Here is an 18,855-nt window from a genome sequence, read left to right on the forward strand (position 1 = left end):
TTTACCAATGGTTAAAAATTCAAGAAAATCAAAGCAGCTTATATATTCATTTTTTTGATGCCATTTCATTATTCCTTTTAAAAGAATTTATTCCTGACAAAAAGAGCCAACATGCCAGCGCGCAATCGGTATAACCGGTAAATTAATCATTCCGAGTCTAAGCATATTATTTCAGGAATAAGACAATATATTTAAAGAGAACCATCACCAGGATATAGAATATATTAGAAGATCAATTGCAAGCGCGCAAACATTGTTTGCTGACGATCGCTTTGACTTAACCTATCCCCGCCATCTACCGGTTTTTTTCGCTTTAACAAGGCAACTCCCTGATTCCACGAAAAACAGGGCAGCCAGCCAACCGCAAACTTCAACTCTTCATCGTACAGAAACCAATCATTAACAAAACCGTCACTTTCCCCCGGCACCATGAGGCAACTTTTGAAGGAGGCCCGTGATGCAAACGACTCTTCACCTCATCAAGCAAAACCTATGCACAGCCCAGCCGCCGTGCGTGCGCATTCGCTTTATCTGATTTGAGAGGCTTTGACTGTTATGCACTTGTCCAGACATCCGACCAGTTACCCCACGCGCTATCAGGAGATAGCCGCCCGGCTCGAGCAGGAGCTGCGCAACAACTACCGCTGTGGCGACTATCTGCCTGCCGAAACTCAGCTGGCCGCCTACTACGAAGTCAACCGCCACACGCTGCGCCGCGCCATTGACGAGCTGGTTAATAAAGGCTGGGTTCAGCGCCGCCAGGGCGTCGGCGTCCTGGTGCTGATGCGCCCGTTTGACTACCCGCTGAACGCCCAGGCGCGCTTTAGCCAGAACCTGCTGGATCAGGGCAGCCATCCCACCAGCGAACGCCTGCTGGCGGTAATTCGCCCGGCCTCCCAGGACGTGGCGGATGCGCTGGGGCTGGCCGAAGGGGACAACGTTATTCACCTGCGCACCCTGCGCCGGGTGAACGGTATCGCGGTGTGCATCATCGACCACTACTTCGCCGAGCAGGCCTGGTGGCCCGCGCTGCAAACCTTCAGCCACGGATCGCTGCACGATTTCCTTCAGGCCGAGTTAGGTATTGCCCTGACCCGCGCCCAAACCCGCATCAGCGCCCGTCGTTCCCAGGCCAAAGAGAGCCGCCTGCTGGAAATTCCCAACATGGCGCCGCTGCTCTGTGTTCGCACCCTTAACCACCGTGAAGGCGAGGCCAAAGCGACGGAATACTCCGTCAGCCTGACCCGCGCCGACATGATTGAATTCACCATGGAGCACTAAATGGACACCAGCCATTTCAACAATGAACAGCGCCGCGAGTGGATGGCGGTGCTGTCACACAGCCAGCCGCAGGAGCTTCTTGAGCGCTGGCGCAACCTGAATATTCAGGCGGACTACACGCTTATTCGCGCACCGGAAATCGGCCTGGTTCAGGTGCAGGCACGCATGGGCGGCACCGGCCAACGTTTTTTCACCGGCGACGCCACGCTGACCCGCTCGGTGGTCAAGCTGGCGAGCGGCACCTACGGCTACAGCTACCTGCTTGGCCGCGACAAACAGCACGCCGAATGTTGCGCGGTGATCGACGCCCTGATGCAGGAAGCCACGCATTTTCAAACGCTACAAGAGACCCTAATTGCACCGTTGGCGGCCAACCGTGAACAACGCCTTGCCGCTCGCCGTGCAGAAGTTAACAGCAGCCGCGTGGACTTCTTCACGCTGGTACGCGGAGACAACGCATGACTTTAATGACCGCTTTTACCCTTCCGGTGCAGGATGCCCAGCAGAGTTTTCGTCGCCTGCTCAAAGCGATGAGCGAGCCGGGCGTGATTGTCGCGCTGACTTCGCTGCAGCAGGGCTGGCTGCCGCTGAATGTGGCGACCACCAGCGTGCTCCTGACGCTGGCCGATAACGACACGCCGGTGTGGATAGACGCCACATTGGGCAACGATATTGCCGCGCAGAACATTCGTTTTCATACCAATGCGCCGCTGTGCGAACAGCCTGACCACGCGCAGTTCGCCGTGGCCAGCGACGCAATCTCTTCCGAACAGTTGAACCTGCTGGCTCAGGGCTGCGACATCGCCCCCGATACCAGCGCGACGCTGATTCTACAGGTGTCCAGCCTGAGCGGTGGGCGCATGCTTCGCCTGACCGGCGCGGGCATCAACGAAGAGCGCATGATTGCCCCACAGCTGCCGGAATGCGTCCTGCACGAACTGACCGAACGCCCGCACCCGTTCCCGCTGGGCATTGACCTGATTTTGACCTGTGGCGATCGCCTGCTGGCTATCCCACGGACTACCCACGTGGAGGTGTGCTGATGTACGTTGCCGTCAAAGGGGGCGAGAAGGCAATCTCCGCCGCCCACGCCCTACAGGAGCGCAACCGACGCGGCGATGAAACGCTAAAAGAGCTTAGCGTCGCGCAGATTGAGCAGCAGCTTGGCCTGGCCGTGGACCGCGTGATGACGGAAGGCGGCATCGCCGACCGGGAACTCGCCGCGCTGGCCATCAAGCAAGCCAGCGGCGACATGATCGAGGCGATTTTCCTGCTGCGTGCTTACCGCACCACGCTGCCTCGTCTTGCCGTCAGTGAGCCGCTGAACACCGCCGAAATGCGCCTCGAGCGCCGTATCTCCGCCGTTTATAAAGACGTCCCTGGCGGCCAGCTGCTGGGCCCAACCTACGACTACACGCACCGCCTGCTGGACTTCACGCTGCTGGCTAACGGCGAAACTCCTGACGCCGGACAGGCCGACGAGCAAAGCGCTCCAGCCCCGCATGTGTTCAGCATGCTGGCGAAACAGGGTCTGGCCAAAGTCGAAGAAGACGATGGCGCGCAGCCGGACGACATCACCCGCAACCCGCCGGTCTACCCGTGCTCACGCTCTTCGCGTCTGCAACAACTGGTGCGCGGCGACGAAGGCTACCTGCTGGCGCTCGCCTATTCCACCCAGCGCGGCTATGGGCGCAACCACCCGTTTGCCGCCGAGATCCGCAGCGGCTACGTAGACATCGAAATTGTGCCGGAAGAGCTAGGTTTTGCGGTGAACATCGGCGAACTGCTGATGACCGAATGCGAAATGGTGAACGGCTTTGTTGCCCCGGCAGACGAACCGCCGCACTTCACCCGCGGCTATGGCCTGGCGTTTGGCATGAGCGAGCGCAAAACCATGGCGATGGCGCTGGTTGACCGTGCGCTACAGGCCCCGGACTACGACGAAAACGTCGCCGGCCCCGCGCAGGACGAAGAGTTCGTGTTATCCCACGCGGATAACGTGGAAGCGGCAGGCTTTGTGTCCCACCTCAAACTGCCTCATTACGTGGATTTCCAGGCCGAACTGGAGCTGCTTAACCGCCTGATAAAGGAGCGAGCCAATGGCTAACCTGAGCGGCTATAACTTTGCCTATCTGGACGAGCAAACTAAACGCATGATCCGCCGCGCAATGCTAAAAGCGGTGGCGATTCCAGGTTACCAGGTGCCGTTTGGCGGCCGCGAAATGCCAATGCCTTATGGCTGGGGCACCGGCGGCATTCAGTTGACTGCCAGCCTGATTGGCGAGTCTGACGTGCTGAAAGTGATTGACCAGGGCGCGGACGACACCACCAACGCCGTCTCAATCCGCAACTTCTTCAAGCGGGTGACCGGCGTGAACACCACCGAACGCACCGAAGACGCGACGCTGGTGCAGACCCGCCACCGCATCCCGGAAACGCCGCTGGTAGAAGATCAGATCCTGATTTATCAGGTGCCGATCCCTGAACCGCTGCGCTTTATCGAACCACGCGAAACGGAAACCCGCACCATGCACGCGTTGGAAGAGTACGGCGTGATGCAGGTGAAACTGTACGAAGATATCGCCCGCTTCGGCCATATCTCTACCACCTACGCCTATCCGGTGAAGGTGAACGATCGCTACGTGATGGACCCGTCGCCGATCCCGAAATTCGATAACCCGAAAATGCACATGTCCCCTGCGCTGCAGCTGTTCGGTGCCGGACGCGAAAAACGCATTTACGCCGTGCCGCCGTTTACCCGCGTAGAGAGCCTCGACTTCGACGACCATCCCTTCCAGGTGCAGGAATGGGAAGAGCCGTGCGCGATTTGTGGGTCACGCCACAGCTACCTTGATGAAGTGGTGCTCGACGACGCGGGCAACCGCATGTTCGTCTGCTCCGATACCGACTACTGCCGCCAGAACAGTGAGGCCTCTCAGTCATGACCAGCCCGTTACTTTCGGTGAATAACCTCACCCACCTCTATGCGCCCGGTAAAGGCTTTATGGACGTGTCGTTTGACCTCTGGCCCGGAGAAGTGCTGGGCATTGTGGGCGAGTCCGGCTCCGGCAAAACGACGCTGCTGAAAGCCATTTCCGCCCGCCTTGCGCCGCAGGAAGGGGAAGTGATTTACCTCGACCGTTCGCTGTATGACATGTCGGAAGGCGAACGCCGCCGCCTGCTGCGCACTGAATGGGGCGTGGTTCACCAGCATCCGATGGACGGCCTGCGCCGCCACGTTTCCGCCGGGGGCAACATCGGCGAACGGCTGATGGCCACCGGGGCGCGCCACTACGGTGACATTCGCGCCACCGCCCAGCGTTGGCTGGAAGAAGTTGAGATTCCGTCGGCCCGTATCGACGACCTGCCGACCACGTTTTCCGGCGGGATGCAGCAGCGCCTGCAGATCGCCCGCAACCTGGTCACCCATCCGAAGCTGGTCTTTATGGATGAACCGACCGGCGGGCTGGATGTGTCCGTGCAGGCGCGCCTGCTCGACCTGCTGCGTGGTTTGGTAGTGGAGCTGAACCTGGCCGTGGTGATAGTCACCCACGATCTGGGCGTGGCTCGCCTGCTGGCCGACCGCCTGCTGGTGATGAAACAGGGCAAAGTGGTGGAAAGTGGGTTGACCGACCGCGTGCTGGACGACCCGCATCACCCGTATACCCAGCTTTTGGTGTCCTCCGTCCTTCAGAATTAGGTACTCGCTATGACCAGAATACGGGTTGAAAACCTGAGCAAAACCTTTGTCCTGCACCATCAGCACGGCATTCGCCTGCCGGTGCTGTCCAACGCCTCGCTGGAAGTCAAAGGCGGTGAATGCGTGGTGCTGCACGGCCACTCTGGCAGCGGGAAATCCACCCTGCTGCGCTCGCTCTACGCCAACTATTTGCCGGATGAAGGACACATCTGGGTTAAGCACAACGACGAATGGATCGACATCGTGCAGGCCCCGGCGCGCGAAGTGCTGGCGGTACGTCGCCAGACCATCGGCTGGGTGAGCCAGTTTCTGCGCGTTATCCCGCGTATTTCGGCGCTCGAAGTCGTCATGCAGCCGCTGCTGGATTTGGGCGTGTCGCGCGAAGAGTGCGAGGAAAAAGCCGCCAGCCTGCTGACCCGGCTCAATGTACCTGAGCACCTGTGGCACCTTGCCCCGTCGACCTTCTCCGGCGGCGAGCAGCAGCGCGTGAACATCGCCCGCGGCTTTATTGTTGATTACCCCATTTTACTGCTTGATGAGCCTACCGCCTCGCTGGACGCCAAAAACAGCGCCGCCGTGGTGGCTTTGATTCAGGAAGCAAAAGCGCGTGGAGCGGCCATTGTCGGCATCTTCCACGATGAAGCTGTACGTGAACAGGTGGCCGACCGCCTGCATACGATGTCCGCGATGGAGCCCCAACATGATTATCAATAATGTTCGCCTGGTGCTGGAAGAAGAAGTGGTCAGTGGCTCACTGGAAGTGGCCGACGGTGTGATTCGCAACTTTGCCGAGACCCAAAGCCAGCTGCCGGGCGCGCACGACGGCGGCGGCGGCTGGCTGCTGCCGGGGCTGATTGAACTGCACACCGACAACCTGGATAAATTCTTTACCCCACGGCCAAAGGTTGACTGGCCGGCGCACTCCGCCATGAGCAGCCACGACGCGCTGATGGTGGCGAGCGGCATTACCACCGTGCTGGACGCCGTTGCCATCGGCGACGTGCGCGACGGTGGCGACCGCCTGGAAAACCTCGAAAAAATGATCAACGCCGTGGAGGATACGCAAAAGCGCGGCCTCAACCGCGCCGAACATCGCCTGCATCTGCGCTGCGAACTGCCGCACCACACCACGCTGCCGCTGTTCGACAAGCTGGTTGACCGCGAACTGGTTTCCCTCGTTTCGCTGATGGACCACTCGCCGGGCCAGCGCCAGTACGCAGAGCTGTCCAAATACCGCGACTACTATCAGGGCAAATACCATCTCACCAACGAGCAGATGGATCGCTTTGAAGAAGAACAGCTGACGCTGGCGGCCCGCTGGTCGCAGCCAAACCGCCAGGCCATCGCCGCCCGCTGCCGCGACCGCAATATCGCCCTCGCCAGCCATGACGATGCGACGACCGCCCACGTGGTGGAGTCCCACGAAATCGGCAGCGTGATCGCCGAATTCCCGACCACGGAAGAAGCCGCCGAAGCCTCTCGTCGCCACGGCATGAGCGTGCTGATGGGCGCGCCAAACATCGTGCGCGGCGGCTCTCACTCCGGCAACGTGGCGGCCAGCCATCTTGCTCAGGCCGGGCTGCTGGATATCCTTTCCTCGGATTACTACCCCGCAAGCCTGCTGGATGCGGCCTTCCGCGTGGCGCACGACGACAGCAACAGCTTCACGCTGGCGCAGGCGATTCACCTGGTGACTCGCAATCCGGCACGGGCGCTGAACCTGGCCGACCGGGGAACGCTGGCGGAAGGGAAACGAGCGGATCTGGTGCTGGCGCACATGCACGGCGACCATATCCATGTCGATCACGTCTGGCGCCAGGGAATTCGGGTGTTCTGATGAGTAAACTAATCTGGCTGATGGGCCCGTCCGGCTCCGGCAAAGACAGCCTGCTGAGCGCCCTGCGCCAGCAGGAGCATGCCAGGCTGCTGGTGGCGCACCGGTACATTACCCGCGCCGCCGACGCAGGCTGCGAGAACCACATTGCGCTAAGCGCAAACGAGTTTGAGCAGCGCCAGCAGCTGGGGCTGTTTGCTCTGAGCTGGCAGGCGCATGAGCACTCCTACGGGGTCGGCGTGGAAATGGATATATGGCTCGAAGCCGGATTTGACGTGGTGGTGAACGGCTCGCGCCAGCACCTGAAACAGGCGCGGGAACGCTATGGCGATGGGCTGGTGCCCATCTGCCTGCAGGTTTCGTCGGACGTGCTGCGCCAGCGGCTGGAACAGCGCGGGCGGGAAAACGCAGAGCAAATCGAGCAGCGGCTGCAGCGGGCCGCGCTTTATTCGCCAGAGGGAGGCGATTGCCTGATACTCAACAACGACGGGAGTCTGCTACAGTCTGCCGCATTGTTTATGCGACTGTTAGCCCAGCACCGCTCGAACGTTATCCCTCTTCACCGCAAGGAGCCCCGCCATGTCTGATGTTGTTAAATTGAAAGCCGCCGCTATCGAAGACAGCGACACCGTTTACCGCATGATTTGCGAGCTGAAACAGGCTCAGGCCGACCGCCCAGGCTTTAACGCCTGCTTCACGGAGAACCTGCGCGATCCGAATATCTTTTATCAGCTGGCGTGGCTGGGGAATAAAGCCGTGGGGATGATCAGCCTGCACCTGCAATACCATCTGCATCACGCCCGCCGCATCGGCGAGATCCAGGAGCTGGTGGTGCTGGAAGAAGCCCGCGGCCACGGCGTAGGCAAACAGCTGCTTGCCTGGGCAGAAGCAAAAGCACGCAAAGCCGATGCGGAGCTGACGGAACTTTCGACCAGCACCAGCCGCAAAGACGCCCATCGTTTTTACGAGCGTGAAGGCTACCGCGCCACCCATATCCGCTTTACCAAACCGGTGGAGACACCTGATGACGCTGACGCTAACGCTTAGCGGCACCGGCGGGGCGCAGCTTGTCCCGGCCTGGGGCTGCCGCTGCGCCGCCTGTTCACGAGCCAGAACCAATCCGGCCCACCGCCGCCGCCCGTGCAGCGCGGTACTCAAGTATAACGATGCGATTACGCTGATAGACGCGGGGCTGCCCGACTTGATGGACAGCTGGCAGCCGGGAGATTTTCAGCAGTTTTTGCTCACCCATTACCATATGGATCATGTCCAGGGGCTGTTCCCGTTGCGCTGGGGCGTGGGCGAGAAAATCCCGGTTTACGGCCCGCCGGATGAGCAAGGCTGCGACGATCTGTTCAAGCACCCCGGCCTGCTGGACTTTAGCCATACCGTCGAGCCGTTTGTCGCCTTCACTCTGCAGGCGCTGCGCGTCACTCCGCTGCCGCTGCTGCACTCAAAGCTGACGTTTGGCTATCTGTTTGAAACTGCCTACAGCCGTCTTGCCTGGCTGAGCGATACGGCGGGGCTGCCGGATAAAACCCTGAAGTTTCTGGCCGCCAACCGCCCGGAAGTAGTGGTGATAGATTGCAGCCGCGAACCCCGGCCTGACACGCCGAAAAATCATTGCGACCTAACCACGGTGATCGCCCTGAACGAGCAGATTGGCAGCCCGCGAGTCGTGCTGACCCACATCAGCCACCAGTTTGATGCATGGCTGATGCACAACGTATTGCCTGAAGGGTTTGAAGCCGGTTTTGACGGCATGGAGATCGTGCTGGACTAGCGATCGTCGTCGTCCTGCAGGCGGCCCTCTTCGTCATCCAACTGCTGGCGCTCGCGGTCGAGCTGATTCTGCCGTTCATCAAGGCTGCGGCGTCTGTCCTCCAGCTGGCGATAGCGGGCTTCGTCCTGGCGGCTGAGCCGACGCTGATCTGCCGAATCATCACTGTCATCATGATAAACGCGGTCGCTGCCCGGCTTGTAGGCATCGCTAAACGCCTGCTGGATATTGCCAATCGCGTCATCAATCACGTCGGCCTGCGCGAACGGCGAGGCCAGGTACAGCGTGCCGAGCAGCAGCGCGGCGGCATAAGATTTCATCGGTCAGTCTCCAGGATGGACTGGCCTCAGCGTAATCAGGCGGCCTCATATGCAGTAGCGGAGGAATCTCAAATTCTCGGCGATTCCAGCGCGCCAATGGCCTCGACTCGCGCCTGATGCCGCCCGCCTTCAAACTCCCCGCTTAGCCATGCATCGACGATCATTTTAGCTAAATCCAGCCCCACCACGCGGGAGCCGAAAGCCAGCACGTTGGTATTGTTGTGCTGGCGGGAAAGCAGCGCGGAATAAGGTTCGCTGCAGACCACCGCCCGGATACCGGGAAATTTATTGGCGGTGATCGAGATCCCCACGCCGGTGCCACAAATTAAAATGCCGCCCTCGACTTCGCCATTCACCACGGCTTCTGCCACCGCGCTGGCGTAGAGCGGGTAATCGGTGCGCTCACCGGACCAGGTCCCCTTATCCAGCACCTCAATACCTTTCTCCTGAAGATGCGCCACAATCTCCGCCTTCAGCAGGAAGCCTACGTGGTCACAGCCAAATGCAATTTTTTTCATTTTATCCTCACCGTTGCCGTTACTTTACGAACCCGACAGCTTTCGTGATTTAAGACCGGCTCACTGCCCAATTAATCGGCAAAACTGCCGGATTCGTGGCCATTTCTACACCGATTCTCTTCACAACACAATGCATCAACTTGTCACTCTGGCGTCATAAAACGACTTCCACTAACGAGAAAAATTAAACTAATTCATTATTTTTCATGAAAATAAATAAATTTACGCATTCACCTAACTTCACAAAAAGTAAAACTTTATGAATTAATTATTTTTGTGAAGTATGCAGCATATTTTCTGCACATGCTGTGGTGTTATAGTGGCGTCTTCACTCTACGGACACGAGAGAACAGGATGAGTCAGTCAGATATTGATTCACAGCCGCCGTTCGGCATCGGCCTTGCCCCCTGGCTGCGCATGAAGCAGGAGGGGATGACGGACAACGAAAGCCGCATCGTCGACTGGTTGTTGAAGCCCGGTAATCTGAGCGATGCCCCGGCCATTAAAGACGTTGCCGAAGCCCTTGCGGTGTCGGAAGCGATGATCGTTAAAGTCTCGAAGCTGCTGGGGTTCAGCGGCTTCCGTAACCTGCGCAGCGCGCTGGTCACCTACTTTTCCGAGTCAGAGCAGGTGCTGCCCACCGAGCTTGCCTTCGACGAAGCGCCGCAGGATGTGGTCAACAAGGTGTTTAACATCACCCTGCGCACCATCATGGAAGGGCAGTCGATCGTCAACGTGGACGAAATCCACCGCGCGGCGCGCTACTTCGCGAAGGCAAAACAGCGGGATTTGTACGGCGTGGGGGGTTCAAACGCCATTTGTAACGACATTCAGCATAAGTTTTTGCGCATCGGCGTGCGCTGTCAGGCTTACCAGGATGCCCACATCATGATGATGTCGGCCTCGCTGCTAAAAGAAGGTGATGTGGTGCTGGTGGTATCCCATTCGGGGCGAACCGGTGATTTAAAAGCGGCGGTGGAGCTGGCGAAAAAGAACGGCGCAAAAATAATTTGTATTACTCATAGCTATCATTCGCCGATTGCCCGGCTGGCTGACTTTATTATTTGTTCGCCCGCGCCGGAGACACCTTTATTGGGCCGTAACGCCTCGGCGCGTATATTACAATTAACGTTACTCGATGCATTTTTTGTTTCAGTCGCACAGCAAAATATTGAACAGGCAACATTAAATATGCAAAAAACCGGCGCAATTGTGGATTTCTTTTCCCCAGGGGCGCTGAAGTAAAAAAGAGATCCCGCCTCAGCGGGATCTGACTGTACCCTACACTGAGAATATTATTATGAATAAATATCTGAAAATATTCAGCGGCGCTGCTATGGGCCTGATGTTATCCACCAGCGCTTTTGCGGCTGCCGATTATGCGGTGGTATTAAAAACATTATCCAACCCTTATTGGGTGGATATGAAAAAAGGTATTGAAGATGAAGCTAAAACGCTGGGCGTTAGCGTAGATATTTTTGCTTCGCCTTCGGAAGGGGATTTCCAGTCGCAATTACAGCTTTTTGAAGATTTAACCAATAAGAAATACAAAGGCATCGCTTTTGCGCCGCTCTCCTCGGTCAACCTCGTGGTGCCGGTCGCGAATGCCTGGAAAAAAGGCATTTACCTGGTCAACCTCGATGAAAAAATCGATATGGATAACCTGAAAAAAGCCGGCGGCAACGTCGAAGCCTTTGTCACCACCGATAACGTGGCGGTCGGCGCGAAGGGCGCAGGCTTCATCATCGATAAGCTCGGTGCCGCAGGCGGCGACGTCGCCATCATCGAAGGCAAAGCAGGTAACGCCTCCGGCGAAGCCCGCCGCGTAGGCGCCAGCGATGCCTTTAAGAAAGCCAGCCAGATCAAACTGGTTGCCAGCCAGCCCGCCGACTGGGACCGCATCAAAGCGCTCGATGTAGCCACCAACGTGCTGCAGCGTAACCCAAATCTGAAAGCCTTCTACTGCGCGAACGACACCATGGCAATGGGTGCCGCTCAGGCGGTGGCTAACGCCGGGAAGACCGGGAAAATTCTGGTGGTCGGCACCGACGGTATCCCGGAAGCCCGCAAGATGGTGGCTGACGGACAGATGACCGCCACCGTGGCGCAGAACCCGGCGGATATCGGCGCGACAGGCCTGAAGCTACTGGTAGATGCGGCGAAAACCGGCAAGGTGATTGCGCTGGATAAGGCCCCGCAGTTTAGCCTGGTGGATTCGGTGCTGGTGACGAAATAGTTAAGGTTTGAGTGGCTTTATCCCCTCACCCCAGCCCTCTCCCCAAAGGGGAGAGGGAGAAAGACGGAGTGACCCTCTCCCATAGGGAGAAAGTGAAAAAAGGGGTAGCTCTCCCCCGCGGGCAAAGGGGCGAAAAGAGTACTAAAAGAAAAGCAGTGGCAGCAGTTATTCCCTCTCCCTTTCGGGATGAGAGAGAAAACCAACATCAGCTCGGTACCGTCCCCTCTCCCCTGTGGGGAGAGGGTTAGGGTGAGGGGAAACCTTCGCTAAAAATGATTGAGGCTCGTCATGGTCACGCCATACATTGCAATGGCGGGGATCGGCAAATCCTTTGGTCCGGTTCACGCATTAAAATCGGTTGATTTAACAATATTTCCCGGCGAAATTCACGCGCTGCTCGGGGAAAACGGTGCAGGTAAATCAACCCTGATGAAAGTCCTGTCGGGTATTCACGAACCGACCAAAGGCACCATTACGATTAATGACGTTAATTATGAAAAACTTGATCATAAATTAGCGGCACAGCTCGGCATTGGGATTATTTATCAAGAACTCAGCGTCATTGATGAATTAACAGTTTTAGAAAATCTTTATATTGGCCGTCATACCACCAAAAAAATCTTCGGGATTAATATTGTTGACTGGAAAGAGATGCGCATTCGCGCCGCGATGATGCTTTTACGTGTCGGCTTAAAAGTGGATCTCGATGAAAAGGTGGGTAATTTATCCATCAGTCACAAGCAAATGTTAGAAATTGCCAAAACATTAATGCTGGACGCCAAAGTCATTATTATGGATGAGCCGACCTCTTCTTTAACCAATAAAGAAGTCGATTATCTTTTTCTCATCATGAACCAGCTGCGGAAAGAAGGCACGGCGATGGTGTACATCTCCCATAAACTCGCCGAAATCCGCCGCATCTGCGACCGCTACACGGTAATGAAAGACGGCAGCAGCGTCTGCAGCGGCCTGGTCAGCGACGTCTCCAACGATGACATTGTGCGCCTGATGGTTGGCCGCGAGCTGCAAAACCGCTTTAGCGCGATGAAAGAGAGCGCCGGGAACGTGGAGCCTGACGTGGTGTTTGAAGTGAAGAACGTCAGCAGCCGCGACCGCAAAAAAGTGAAAGATATTTCGTTCAGCGTGAATCGGGGCGAGATCCTGGGCTTCTCCGGCCTCGTCGGCTCCGGGCGTACCGAGCTGATGGACTGTTTGTTTGGCGTGGACAAACGTTCGTCCGGGGAAATTCTGCTTAACGGCAAAAATATCTCGCCTAGCTCACCGATGGACGCGCTGAAAAAAGGCATGGGCTACATCACCGAAAGCCGCCGCGATAACGGCTTTTTCGCCAACTTCTCCATCGCGCAGAACATGGCCGTCAGCCAGAGCCTCAAGCGCGGCGGTTACAAAGGTGCGATGGGCCTGTTTAACGAAGCCGAGGAGCGCCAGACCGCCGAAGCCCAGCGCCAGCTGCTGGCGCTGAAGTGCCACAGCGTCGACCAGAATATTACCGAGCTTTCCGGCGGCAACCAGCAGAAGGTGCTGATTTCTAAGTGGCTGTGCTGCAACCCGGAAGTGATCATTTTCGATGAGCCTACGCGCGGCATCGACGTCGGCGCGAAGGCTGAAATCTACAAAGTGATGCGCCAGCTGGCGGATGACGGAAAAGTCATCCTGATGGTGTCGTCTGAGCTTCCCGAAATTATCGCCGTCTGCGACCGCATTGCCGTGTTCTGCGAAGGGCGACTGACGCAAATCCTGACCAATCGCGACGATATCAGCGAAGAGGAGATTATGGCATGGGCATTACCACAAGAATGAAACGCGAAGAAAGCGAGAAAAAACCGTTCAATTTCGCCCAGTTTTGGGACAAATACGGCACCTTCTTCATCCTCGCGATTATCGTCGCCATCTTCGGCACGCTCTCCGCTGAGTACTTCCTGACGGCCAGCAACATCAGCGCCATCTTTGTGCAAAGCTCGGTGACGGTGCTTATCGGGATGGGGGAGTTCTTCGCCATTCTGGTGGCGGGGATCGATCTGTCGGTGGGCGCGATTCTGGCACTTTCCGGCATGGTCACTGCCAAACTGATGCTGGCGGGCGTCGATCCGTTCCTTGCGGCGCTGATTGGCGGCGTGATTGTCGGCGGGCTGCTGGGGGCGATTAACGGTTGCCTGGTGAACTGGATGGGGCTGCATCCGTTCATCATCACCCTCGGCACCAACGCCATTTTCCGCGGCATCACGCTGGTTATCTCTGATGCCAACTCGGTGTACGGCTTCTCGTTCGATTTCGTGAATTTCTTCGCCGCCACGCCGCTTGGCATTCCGGTGCCGGTGATCTTCTCGCTGATTGTCGCCGGGATACTGTGGTTCCTGACCACCCGCACGCGCCTGGGCCGCAATATTTACGCCCTCGGCGGCAATAAGAACTCGGCGTTCTACTCCGGCATCGACGTGAAGTTCCACATGCTGGTGGTGTTCATCATCTCCGGCATCTGCGCCGGGCTGGCGGGCGTGGTCTCAACCGCGCGTCTTGGTGCGGCAGAGCCGCTGGCAGGCATGGGGTTTGAAACCTACGCCATCGCCAGCGCCATCATCGGTGGCACCAGCTTCTTCGGCGGCAAGGGCCGGATTTTCTCGGTGGTGATTGGCGGCCTGATCATCGGCACCATCAACAACGGGCTCAATATTCTCCAGGTACAAACCTATTACCAACTGGTGGTGATGGGCGGGCTTATCATCGCTGCGGTGGCCCTGGATCGGTTAATCAGTAAATAAGAACGGCAGATGCGTTGGCCGCACCCGCTGTCAGAAATCCATAGATTTACAGGAGCTTGTAATGAAAATTTCCCCCTCGTTGATGTGCATGGATCTGGCAAAATTCCAGGAACAGATTGCGTTTATCGACCTGCACGCGGACTACTTCCATATCGACATTATGGACGGTCACTTTGTGCCGAACCTGACGCTGTCCCCGTTCTTCGTCGGCCAGGTCAGGAAGCTTGCCAGCAAGCCGCTGGACTGCCACTTAATGGTCACCCGTCCGCAGGATTACATCGTCCCACTGGCGGAGGCCGGGGCGGACATTATCACCCTGCACCCGGAAACCATTAACGGCCAGGCCTTCCGCCTCATCGAAGAGATTCGCCGCCACGGCATGAAAGTTGGCCTGATTTTGAACCCGGAAACGCCGGTTGAGGCGATGAAGTACTACATTCATAAGGCGGACAAGGTGACGGTGATGACCGTTGACCCAGGGTTTGCCGGCCAGCCGTTTATCCCGGAAATGCTGGACAAAGTGGCCGAGCTGAAAGCCTGGCGCGAGCGCGAAGGGCTGAGCTACGAGATTGAAATTGACGGTTCCTGCAACGCGGCAACCTATGAACGACTCATGGCCGCCGGGGCAGATGTGTTTATCGTCGGCACTTCCGGGCTGTTTAACCACGCCCGGGATATCGACGAGGCCTGGCAGGTGATGAGCGAGCAGATCCTGGCGGCCAAAGACGAGGTTATGCCCCATGCCAAAACCGCTTAACGTGGTAGCCGGAGTGGATATGGGCGCCACCCATATCCGCCTGTGTTTGCAGGACGAGTCCGGCACGGTGCTGCATTGTGAAAAACAGCGCACGGCAGACATTATCGCAGGGGGCGTGGTCTGCGGGATCGCCCATCTGCTGAACGAGCGGCTAGGCAGCCTTCACGCCCGCTGCCGCGGCATGGTGATGGGGTTCCCGGCGCTGGTGGGCAAAGACAAGCGGACGATCATCTCCACCCCCAATTTGCCGCTTTCCGCGCTGGAACTGAACGAGCTGGCAGGTAAGCTGGAGGATGCTCTCGGCTGCCCGGTCGAGTTTTCTCGGGATGTAAACCTGCAGCTCTCTTTCGATGTCGCGCAAAACGGCCTGCAGCATCAGCAGGTACTGGGGGCTTATCTCGGCACCGGCATGGGCTTTGCCGTCTGGCTGAACGGCGCCCCCTGGACCGGCGCCCACGGCGTTGCCGGGGAACTGGGCCATATTCCGCAGGGCGATATGCACCTGACCTGCGGCTGCGGCAATGCTGGCTGTCTGGAGACGGTGTGCTCGGGGATAGCTCTGAAACGCTGGTACGACGCCAGCCCGAAAACGTATGAAATTGGCGAGCTGTTTACCTTTGCCGCCCAGGCGCCGTTTGTCGCTGCCCTGCTCGACCACGCGGCACGCGCCATCGCCACCAGCATCAACCTGTTCGACCCGGATGCGGTGATCCTCGGCGGCGGAGTGATGGATATGGTCGATTTTCCGCGCGAGGCGCTGGTGGCACAGACGAAACGCTATCTGCGCCGTCCTTTGCCGCATGATGCCGTGCGCTTTATCGACGCGTCTTCCTCGGCCTTCAATGGCGCTCAGGGTGCGGCTACGCTTGCCCGCGCCTGTTTCCTGCCCGCGCTTTACGTAGCGCCTCAGCAAGCTGCGCTCGGGTAAACGGCTTACGCAGCAGCTCCACGTCGGGCAGGTGCTGTTCGCTGCGGCGAAGGTCCTGCCCGCTGATCAGCAGCAAATCCAGGTGAGGATGGTGGCGGCGAGCCTGCTGCAGCACATCCGCGCCGCTTAGCTCGCCGGGCAGCATCAGGTCGCTGATCACGAGGCCGATGTCCGGTACCTCAGCCATTAACTCCAGCGCCTGCTGGCTGTCGCTGGCTTCCAGCGTCAGGTAACCCAGCTCGTGCAGCTGTTCGCACAGGGTCTGGCGCACGTCCGGCTCGTCTTCAAGCACCAGCACAAGCTGGTCGGCGATATCAGCCTGTTCACCGGCCAGCGGCAAGGCTTCCGGCTGCACCTCCGCAGACGCACGAGGCAGTTGCAGTATGACCCGAGTCCCTTTGCCGGGCTCGCTTTCAATCTGCACTCGTCCGCCGGACTGGCGCACAAAGCCATAAACCATCGACAGCCCCAGCCCGCTGCCGCTCCCGGTCTGTTTGGTGGTAAAGAACGGCTCAAACACCTGCGCTTTCACTTCGTCCGTCATGCCGTGGCCAGTGTCGGCCACTTCAATCACCACCATATCCTGTTTGCGCCCTTCGCCACGCACCACGCGCTGGTTCCAGGTGCGGATCTTAATTTCCCCGCTGCGGCCTTCCATCGCATCCCTGGCGTTCATCACCAGGTTGATGATCGCGTTCTCCAACTGGTTGACGTCGATCCACGCGGGCCAGGCGGGCTGCTGGGCTTCAACAGCAAGCGTGAGGTGGGCGGGCAAAGAGTGGCGCATCAGCGGGTCGAGGTTTTCCAGCAGGCTTTTCATCGCCACCGCACGCGGGTGCAGCGATTGCTTACGGGAAAAGGCAAGCAGCCGCTGGGTAAGCTGCGCGCCACGTTCGGCGGCCTTCAGCGCGCGCTGAATGCGCACGGCGTCCGGTGAGTCTGTCGCGGTCAGCTCCAGGCTGCCGATGATCACCGCCAGCAGGTTGTTGAAGTCGTGCGCCAGGCCGCCGGTGAGCTGCCCCACCGCCTTCATTTTTTGACTGTGCACCAGCGCCTCCTCCAGCGCCTTGCGCTCGCTGCGCTCCAGCACCACGTTCACCATGCCCCGCCCCGGCACCGGGCTAAAGCGCAGCTCGATGGTGCGCCCGTCCGCCAGCCTCAGTTCCTGCGGCTTTGGCAGAGGTCGGGAGAGATTGCCGAGCATGTGTTCCTGAAGCGGCGTGACCTGTTTGAGCAGCCCAAGATAGTGCTGGCCGCGCTGCAGGCGCTGCGGATCCAGCCCCAGCAGCAGCGGGTACTGCTGGTTCCACACCACCAGAAAACCGTCGCTGTCGAACAGCGCAAAGCCATCGCGCATGGCGTGGAAGGTGGTTTCCAGCAGGGTACTTTTCTCTTTCAACAGGCGTGAAGTGTGCTCCAGCGACGCCGTATTGCGGGCAAAGACGTTAAACGCCCTGGCCAGTTCACCCAGCTCATCGCGCCGCTGCTGCGCGGGCACGCTGACCTCTTTTTCACCCTTCGCCAGCCGCGTCATAGCCTGGGAAATGGCCGTTAAGTTAGAGCCGAGGTTGCGGTAGATATACAGCCCGGCGAAGCCAGTGATCACCAGCGCCAGCAGGGCGAACAGGCCGATAAAGGCGATAATGGACTGCAAATCCCGGTGGCTTTGCTGGCTGCGCTGCCGGGATTCTTCCCCGACTTTTTGCACGTACAGGTTGATGTCCTGATTCAGAAAAGCCACCAGCGCTTTGATGTGATACATGTGCCAGGCGATGCCCAGGTCACTCTCCTCAAGCTGGGCGGAGAGCGGTGGCAGCTGCTGCAGGCCGCTTCTGAACTGCTGCAAAATACTGTCCGCCAGCGGCGACGGCGCTCGTTCGGGCAGAAGCCGCATCACTTCGCTCAGCTGGCGTACCGCCGGCCTCGGCGAGGAAGACTGAATCGCCACCAGCATCAGGCGATCCATCTCTTTCAGCAGCGCGGCATCCGGCACGTTCAGCCCTTCGCGCGCGTTAACCTCCTGCAGGTGCTCAAGATAGCTCTGGTTCTGGTACAGGGCGCTTAGCAGCAGGTTGCGCTGCAAGTGGCGGCGGTGCCCCATCACCAGCATGTTGGTGACGCTGCTTTCCAGCTCGTTGCTGCGGGCGATGATCCGGCCGACCAGCTGCGGTTCACGCCGGGCCAGCGGCGCGGTAGCCAGATGAGAAAGCGAGTTTTGCAGCGAAAGCTGGGTCTGTTTCAGGCTTTCCGCTTCGCTCTGGTATTCCAGCGCGCCGACGACCTGAGAAAGCCTGACCGCCGCCGTCGCCACGTTGGAGGTGTCGCGCGCCAGCTCCATGCTGCCGGACATGTCGAGCAGCGTTTGCCCCTGCACCTGTTCCTGGAGGCGGCTGGCGTGTTGAAAGCCGAGCACCGCCACGCCGCAGACCATCAGCGTGACCGCCACTACCAGCAGGTTGAAAAACAGCAGGCGGCCACGGGCGCTGGCGAAGAAGGACGGACGAGGCTGGGTCATAGGGGCTCCGTGGTTGTTTTTTTCCCCTCACCCTAACCCTCTCCCCAGAGGGTTAGGGTGAGGGGAAAAAAGGGGTAACCTCTCCCCAAATACGGACTGAGGCCAAAGCATTGCACACCGTCTTTCCCCCTCTCCCTTGCAGGGAGAGGGCCGGGGTGAGGGTCACACATTCACTCCAGTTAAGCATTGCACGAATTTTGATAAAT

Annotated in this window: 20 protein-coding genes; 17 read left to right on the forward strand and 3 right to left on the reverse strand. The window is 58.5% G+C overall.

Annotation, left to right across the window (positions count from 1 at the left end):
• The first annotated feature begins 555 nt into the window (after positions 1-555).
• The 11 genes from phnF to phnP are packed head-to-tail and all read left to right on the forward strand — an operon-like array spanning position 556 to position 8,598.
• Positions 556-1,281 (forward strand): phosphonate metabolism transcriptional regulator PhnF, encoded by a 726-nt coding sequence (phnF, locus tag WFN87_RS16410; protein ID WP_008455715.1) that lies wholly within the window; start codon positions 556-558, stop codon positions 1,279-1,281.
• Positions 1,282-1,743: a phosphonate C-P lyase system protein PhnG gene (gene phnG / locus WFN87_RS16415; RefSeq protein ID WP_336983342.1), complete on the forward strand. Its 462-nt coding sequence runs from the start codon at positions 1,282-1,284 to the stop codon at positions 1,741-1,743.
• Entirely contained in the window at positions 1,740-2,324 is a 585-nt protein-coding gene (phnH, locus tag WFN87_RS16420; RefSeq protein ID WP_008455719.1) for a phosphonate C-P lyase system protein PhnH, read from the forward strand. Before phnG ends, phnH begins: the two co-directional genes overlap by 4 nt.
• Positions 2,324-3,388, forward strand: coding sequence for a carbon-phosphorus lyase complex subunit PhnI (locus WFN87_RS16425; protein ID WP_336983341.1), 1,065 nt, complete (start codon positions 2,324-2,326; stop codon positions 3,386-3,388). The genes phnH and WFN87_RS16425 overlap by 1 nt, the downstream gene beginning before the upstream one ends.
• Entirely contained in the window at positions 3,381-4,226 is an 846-nt protein-coding gene (locus WFN87_RS16430; RefSeq protein WP_008455722.1) for an alpha-D-ribose 1-methylphosphonate 5-phosphate C-P-lyase PhnJ, read from the forward strand. Before WFN87_RS16425 ends, WFN87_RS16430 begins: the two co-directional genes overlap by 8 nt.
• Positions 4,223-4,981 carry a phosphonate C-P lyase system protein PhnK gene (gene phnK / locus WFN87_RS16435; protein WP_008455724.1) on the forward strand — a complete coding sequence of 253 codons (759 nt, stop codon included), beginning with the start codon at positions 4,223-4,225 and terminating at the stop codon, positions 4,979-4,981. The genes WFN87_RS16430 and phnK overlap by 4 nt, the downstream gene beginning before the upstream one ends.
• 9 nt (positions 4,982-4,990) lie before the next feature.
• Positions 4,991-5,695 (forward strand): phosphonate C-P lyase system protein PhnL, encoded by a 705-nt coding sequence (phnL, locus tag WFN87_RS16440; RefSeq protein WP_336983340.1) that lies wholly within the window; start codon positions 4,991-4,993, stop codon positions 5,693-5,695.
• Positions 5,682-6,818, forward strand: coding sequence for an alpha-D-ribose 1-methylphosphonate 5-triphosphate diphosphatase (phnM, locus tag WFN87_RS16445; protein ID WP_008455728.1), 1,137 nt, complete (start codon positions 5,682-5,684; stop codon positions 6,816-6,818). Before phnL ends, phnM begins: the two co-directional genes overlap by 14 nt.
• Entirely contained in the window at positions 6,815-7,402 is a 588-nt protein-coding gene (gene phnN / locus WFN87_RS16450; protein ID WP_237717570.1) for a ribose 1,5-bisphosphokinase, read from the forward strand. The genes phnM and phnN overlap by 4 nt, the downstream gene beginning before the upstream one ends.
• The gene (phnO, locus tag WFN87_RS16455) at positions 7,395-7,862 is read left to right on the forward strand and encodes an aminoalkylphosphonate N-acetyltransferase (RefSeq protein WP_166993141.1); all 468 of its coding nucleotides are present in this window, start codon (positions 7,395-7,397) and stop codon (positions 7,860-7,862) included. Before phnN ends, phnO begins: the two co-directional genes overlap by 8 nt.
• Positions 7,840-8,598 carry a phosphonate metabolism protein PhnP gene (phnP, locus tag WFN87_RS16460; protein WP_336983339.1) on the forward strand — a complete coding sequence of 253 codons (759 nt, stop codon included), beginning with the start codon at positions 7,840-7,842 and terminating at the stop codon, positions 8,596-8,598. The genes phnO and phnP overlap by 23 nt, the downstream gene beginning before the upstream one ends.
• Here phnP and yjdP read toward each other — a convergent pair.
• Complete coding sequence (gene yjdP, locus WFN87_RS16465) at positions 8,595-8,915, reverse strand: DDRRRQL repeat protein YjdP (protein ID WP_008455735.1); 321 nt, start codon at positions 8,913-8,915, stop codon at positions 8,595-8,597. The genes phnP and yjdP overlap by 4 nt on opposite strands.
• A gap of 68 nt (positions 8,916-8,983) precedes the next feature.
• Entirely contained in the window at positions 8,984-9,433 is a 450-nt protein-coding gene (gene rpiB, locus WFN87_RS16470; protein WP_166877505.1) for a bifunctional allose-6-phosphate isomerase/ribose-5-phosphate isomerase RpiB, read from the reverse strand.
• A gap of 354 nt (positions 9,434-9,787) precedes the next feature.
• Between rpiB and WFN87_RS16475 the strand changes: the two genes are divergently transcribed.
• The 6 genes from WFN87_RS16475 (at position 9,788) to alsK (ending at position 16,134) form a co-directional block, all read left to right on the forward strand.
• Positions 9,788-10,678, forward strand: a complete 891-nt coding sequence (locus tag WFN87_RS16475; RefSeq protein ID WP_008455739.1) for a MurR/RpiR family transcriptional regulator — start codon at positions 9,788-9,790, stop codon at positions 10,676-10,678.
• Positions 10,679-10,733: 55 nt separating this feature from the next.
• Positions 10,734-11,669: a D-allose transporter substrate-binding protein gene (gene alsB, locus WFN87_RS16480; RefSeq protein ID WP_008455741.1), complete on the forward strand. Its 936-nt coding sequence runs from the start codon at positions 10,734-10,736 to the stop codon at positions 11,667-11,669.
• Between the two features lie 288 nt (positions 11,670-11,957).
• Positions 11,958-13,490 carry a D-allose ABC transporter ATP-binding protein AlsA gene (gene alsA, locus WFN87_RS16485; protein WP_336983338.1) on the forward strand — a complete coding sequence of 511 codons (1,533 nt, stop codon included), beginning with the start codon at positions 11,958-11,960 and terminating at the stop codon, positions 13,488-13,490.
• A complete protein-coding gene (alsC, locus tag WFN87_RS16490; protein ID WP_336983337.1) occupies positions 13,469-14,449 on the forward strand; it encodes a D-allose ABC transporter permease in 981 nt (326 codons plus the stop codon). The genes alsA and alsC overlap by 22 nt, the downstream gene beginning before the upstream one ends.
• 61 nt (positions 14,450-14,510) lie before the next feature.
• A complete protein-coding gene (gene alsE, locus WFN87_RS16495) occupies positions 14,511-15,206 on the forward strand; it encodes a D-allulose 6-phosphate 3-epimerase (RefSeq protein ID WP_008455746.1) in 696 nt (231 codons plus the stop codon).
• Positions 15,190-16,134 carry an allose kinase gene (alsK, locus tag WFN87_RS16500; protein ID WP_166993132.1) on the forward strand — a complete coding sequence of 315 codons (945 nt, stop codon included), beginning with the start codon at positions 15,190-15,192 and terminating at the stop codon, positions 16,132-16,134. The genes alsE and alsK overlap by 17 nt, the downstream gene beginning before the upstream one ends.
• Here the strand turns inward: alsK and WFN87_RS16505 are convergent.
• Complete coding sequence (locus WFN87_RS16505) at positions 16,067-18,649, reverse strand: ATP-binding protein (RefSeq protein WP_336818251.1); 2,583 nt, start codon at positions 18,647-18,649, stop codon at positions 16,067-16,069. The two genes, alsK and WFN87_RS16505, sit on opposite strands and share 68 nt — an antisense overlap.
• Positions 18,650-18,855 lie beyond the last annotated feature (206 nt).

The sequence above is a fragment of the Cedecea sp. AS113 genome (assembly GCF_037152415.1).
Classification (GTDB): Bacteria; Pseudomonadota; Gammaproteobacteria; order Enterobacterales; family Enterobacteriaceae; genus Cedecea.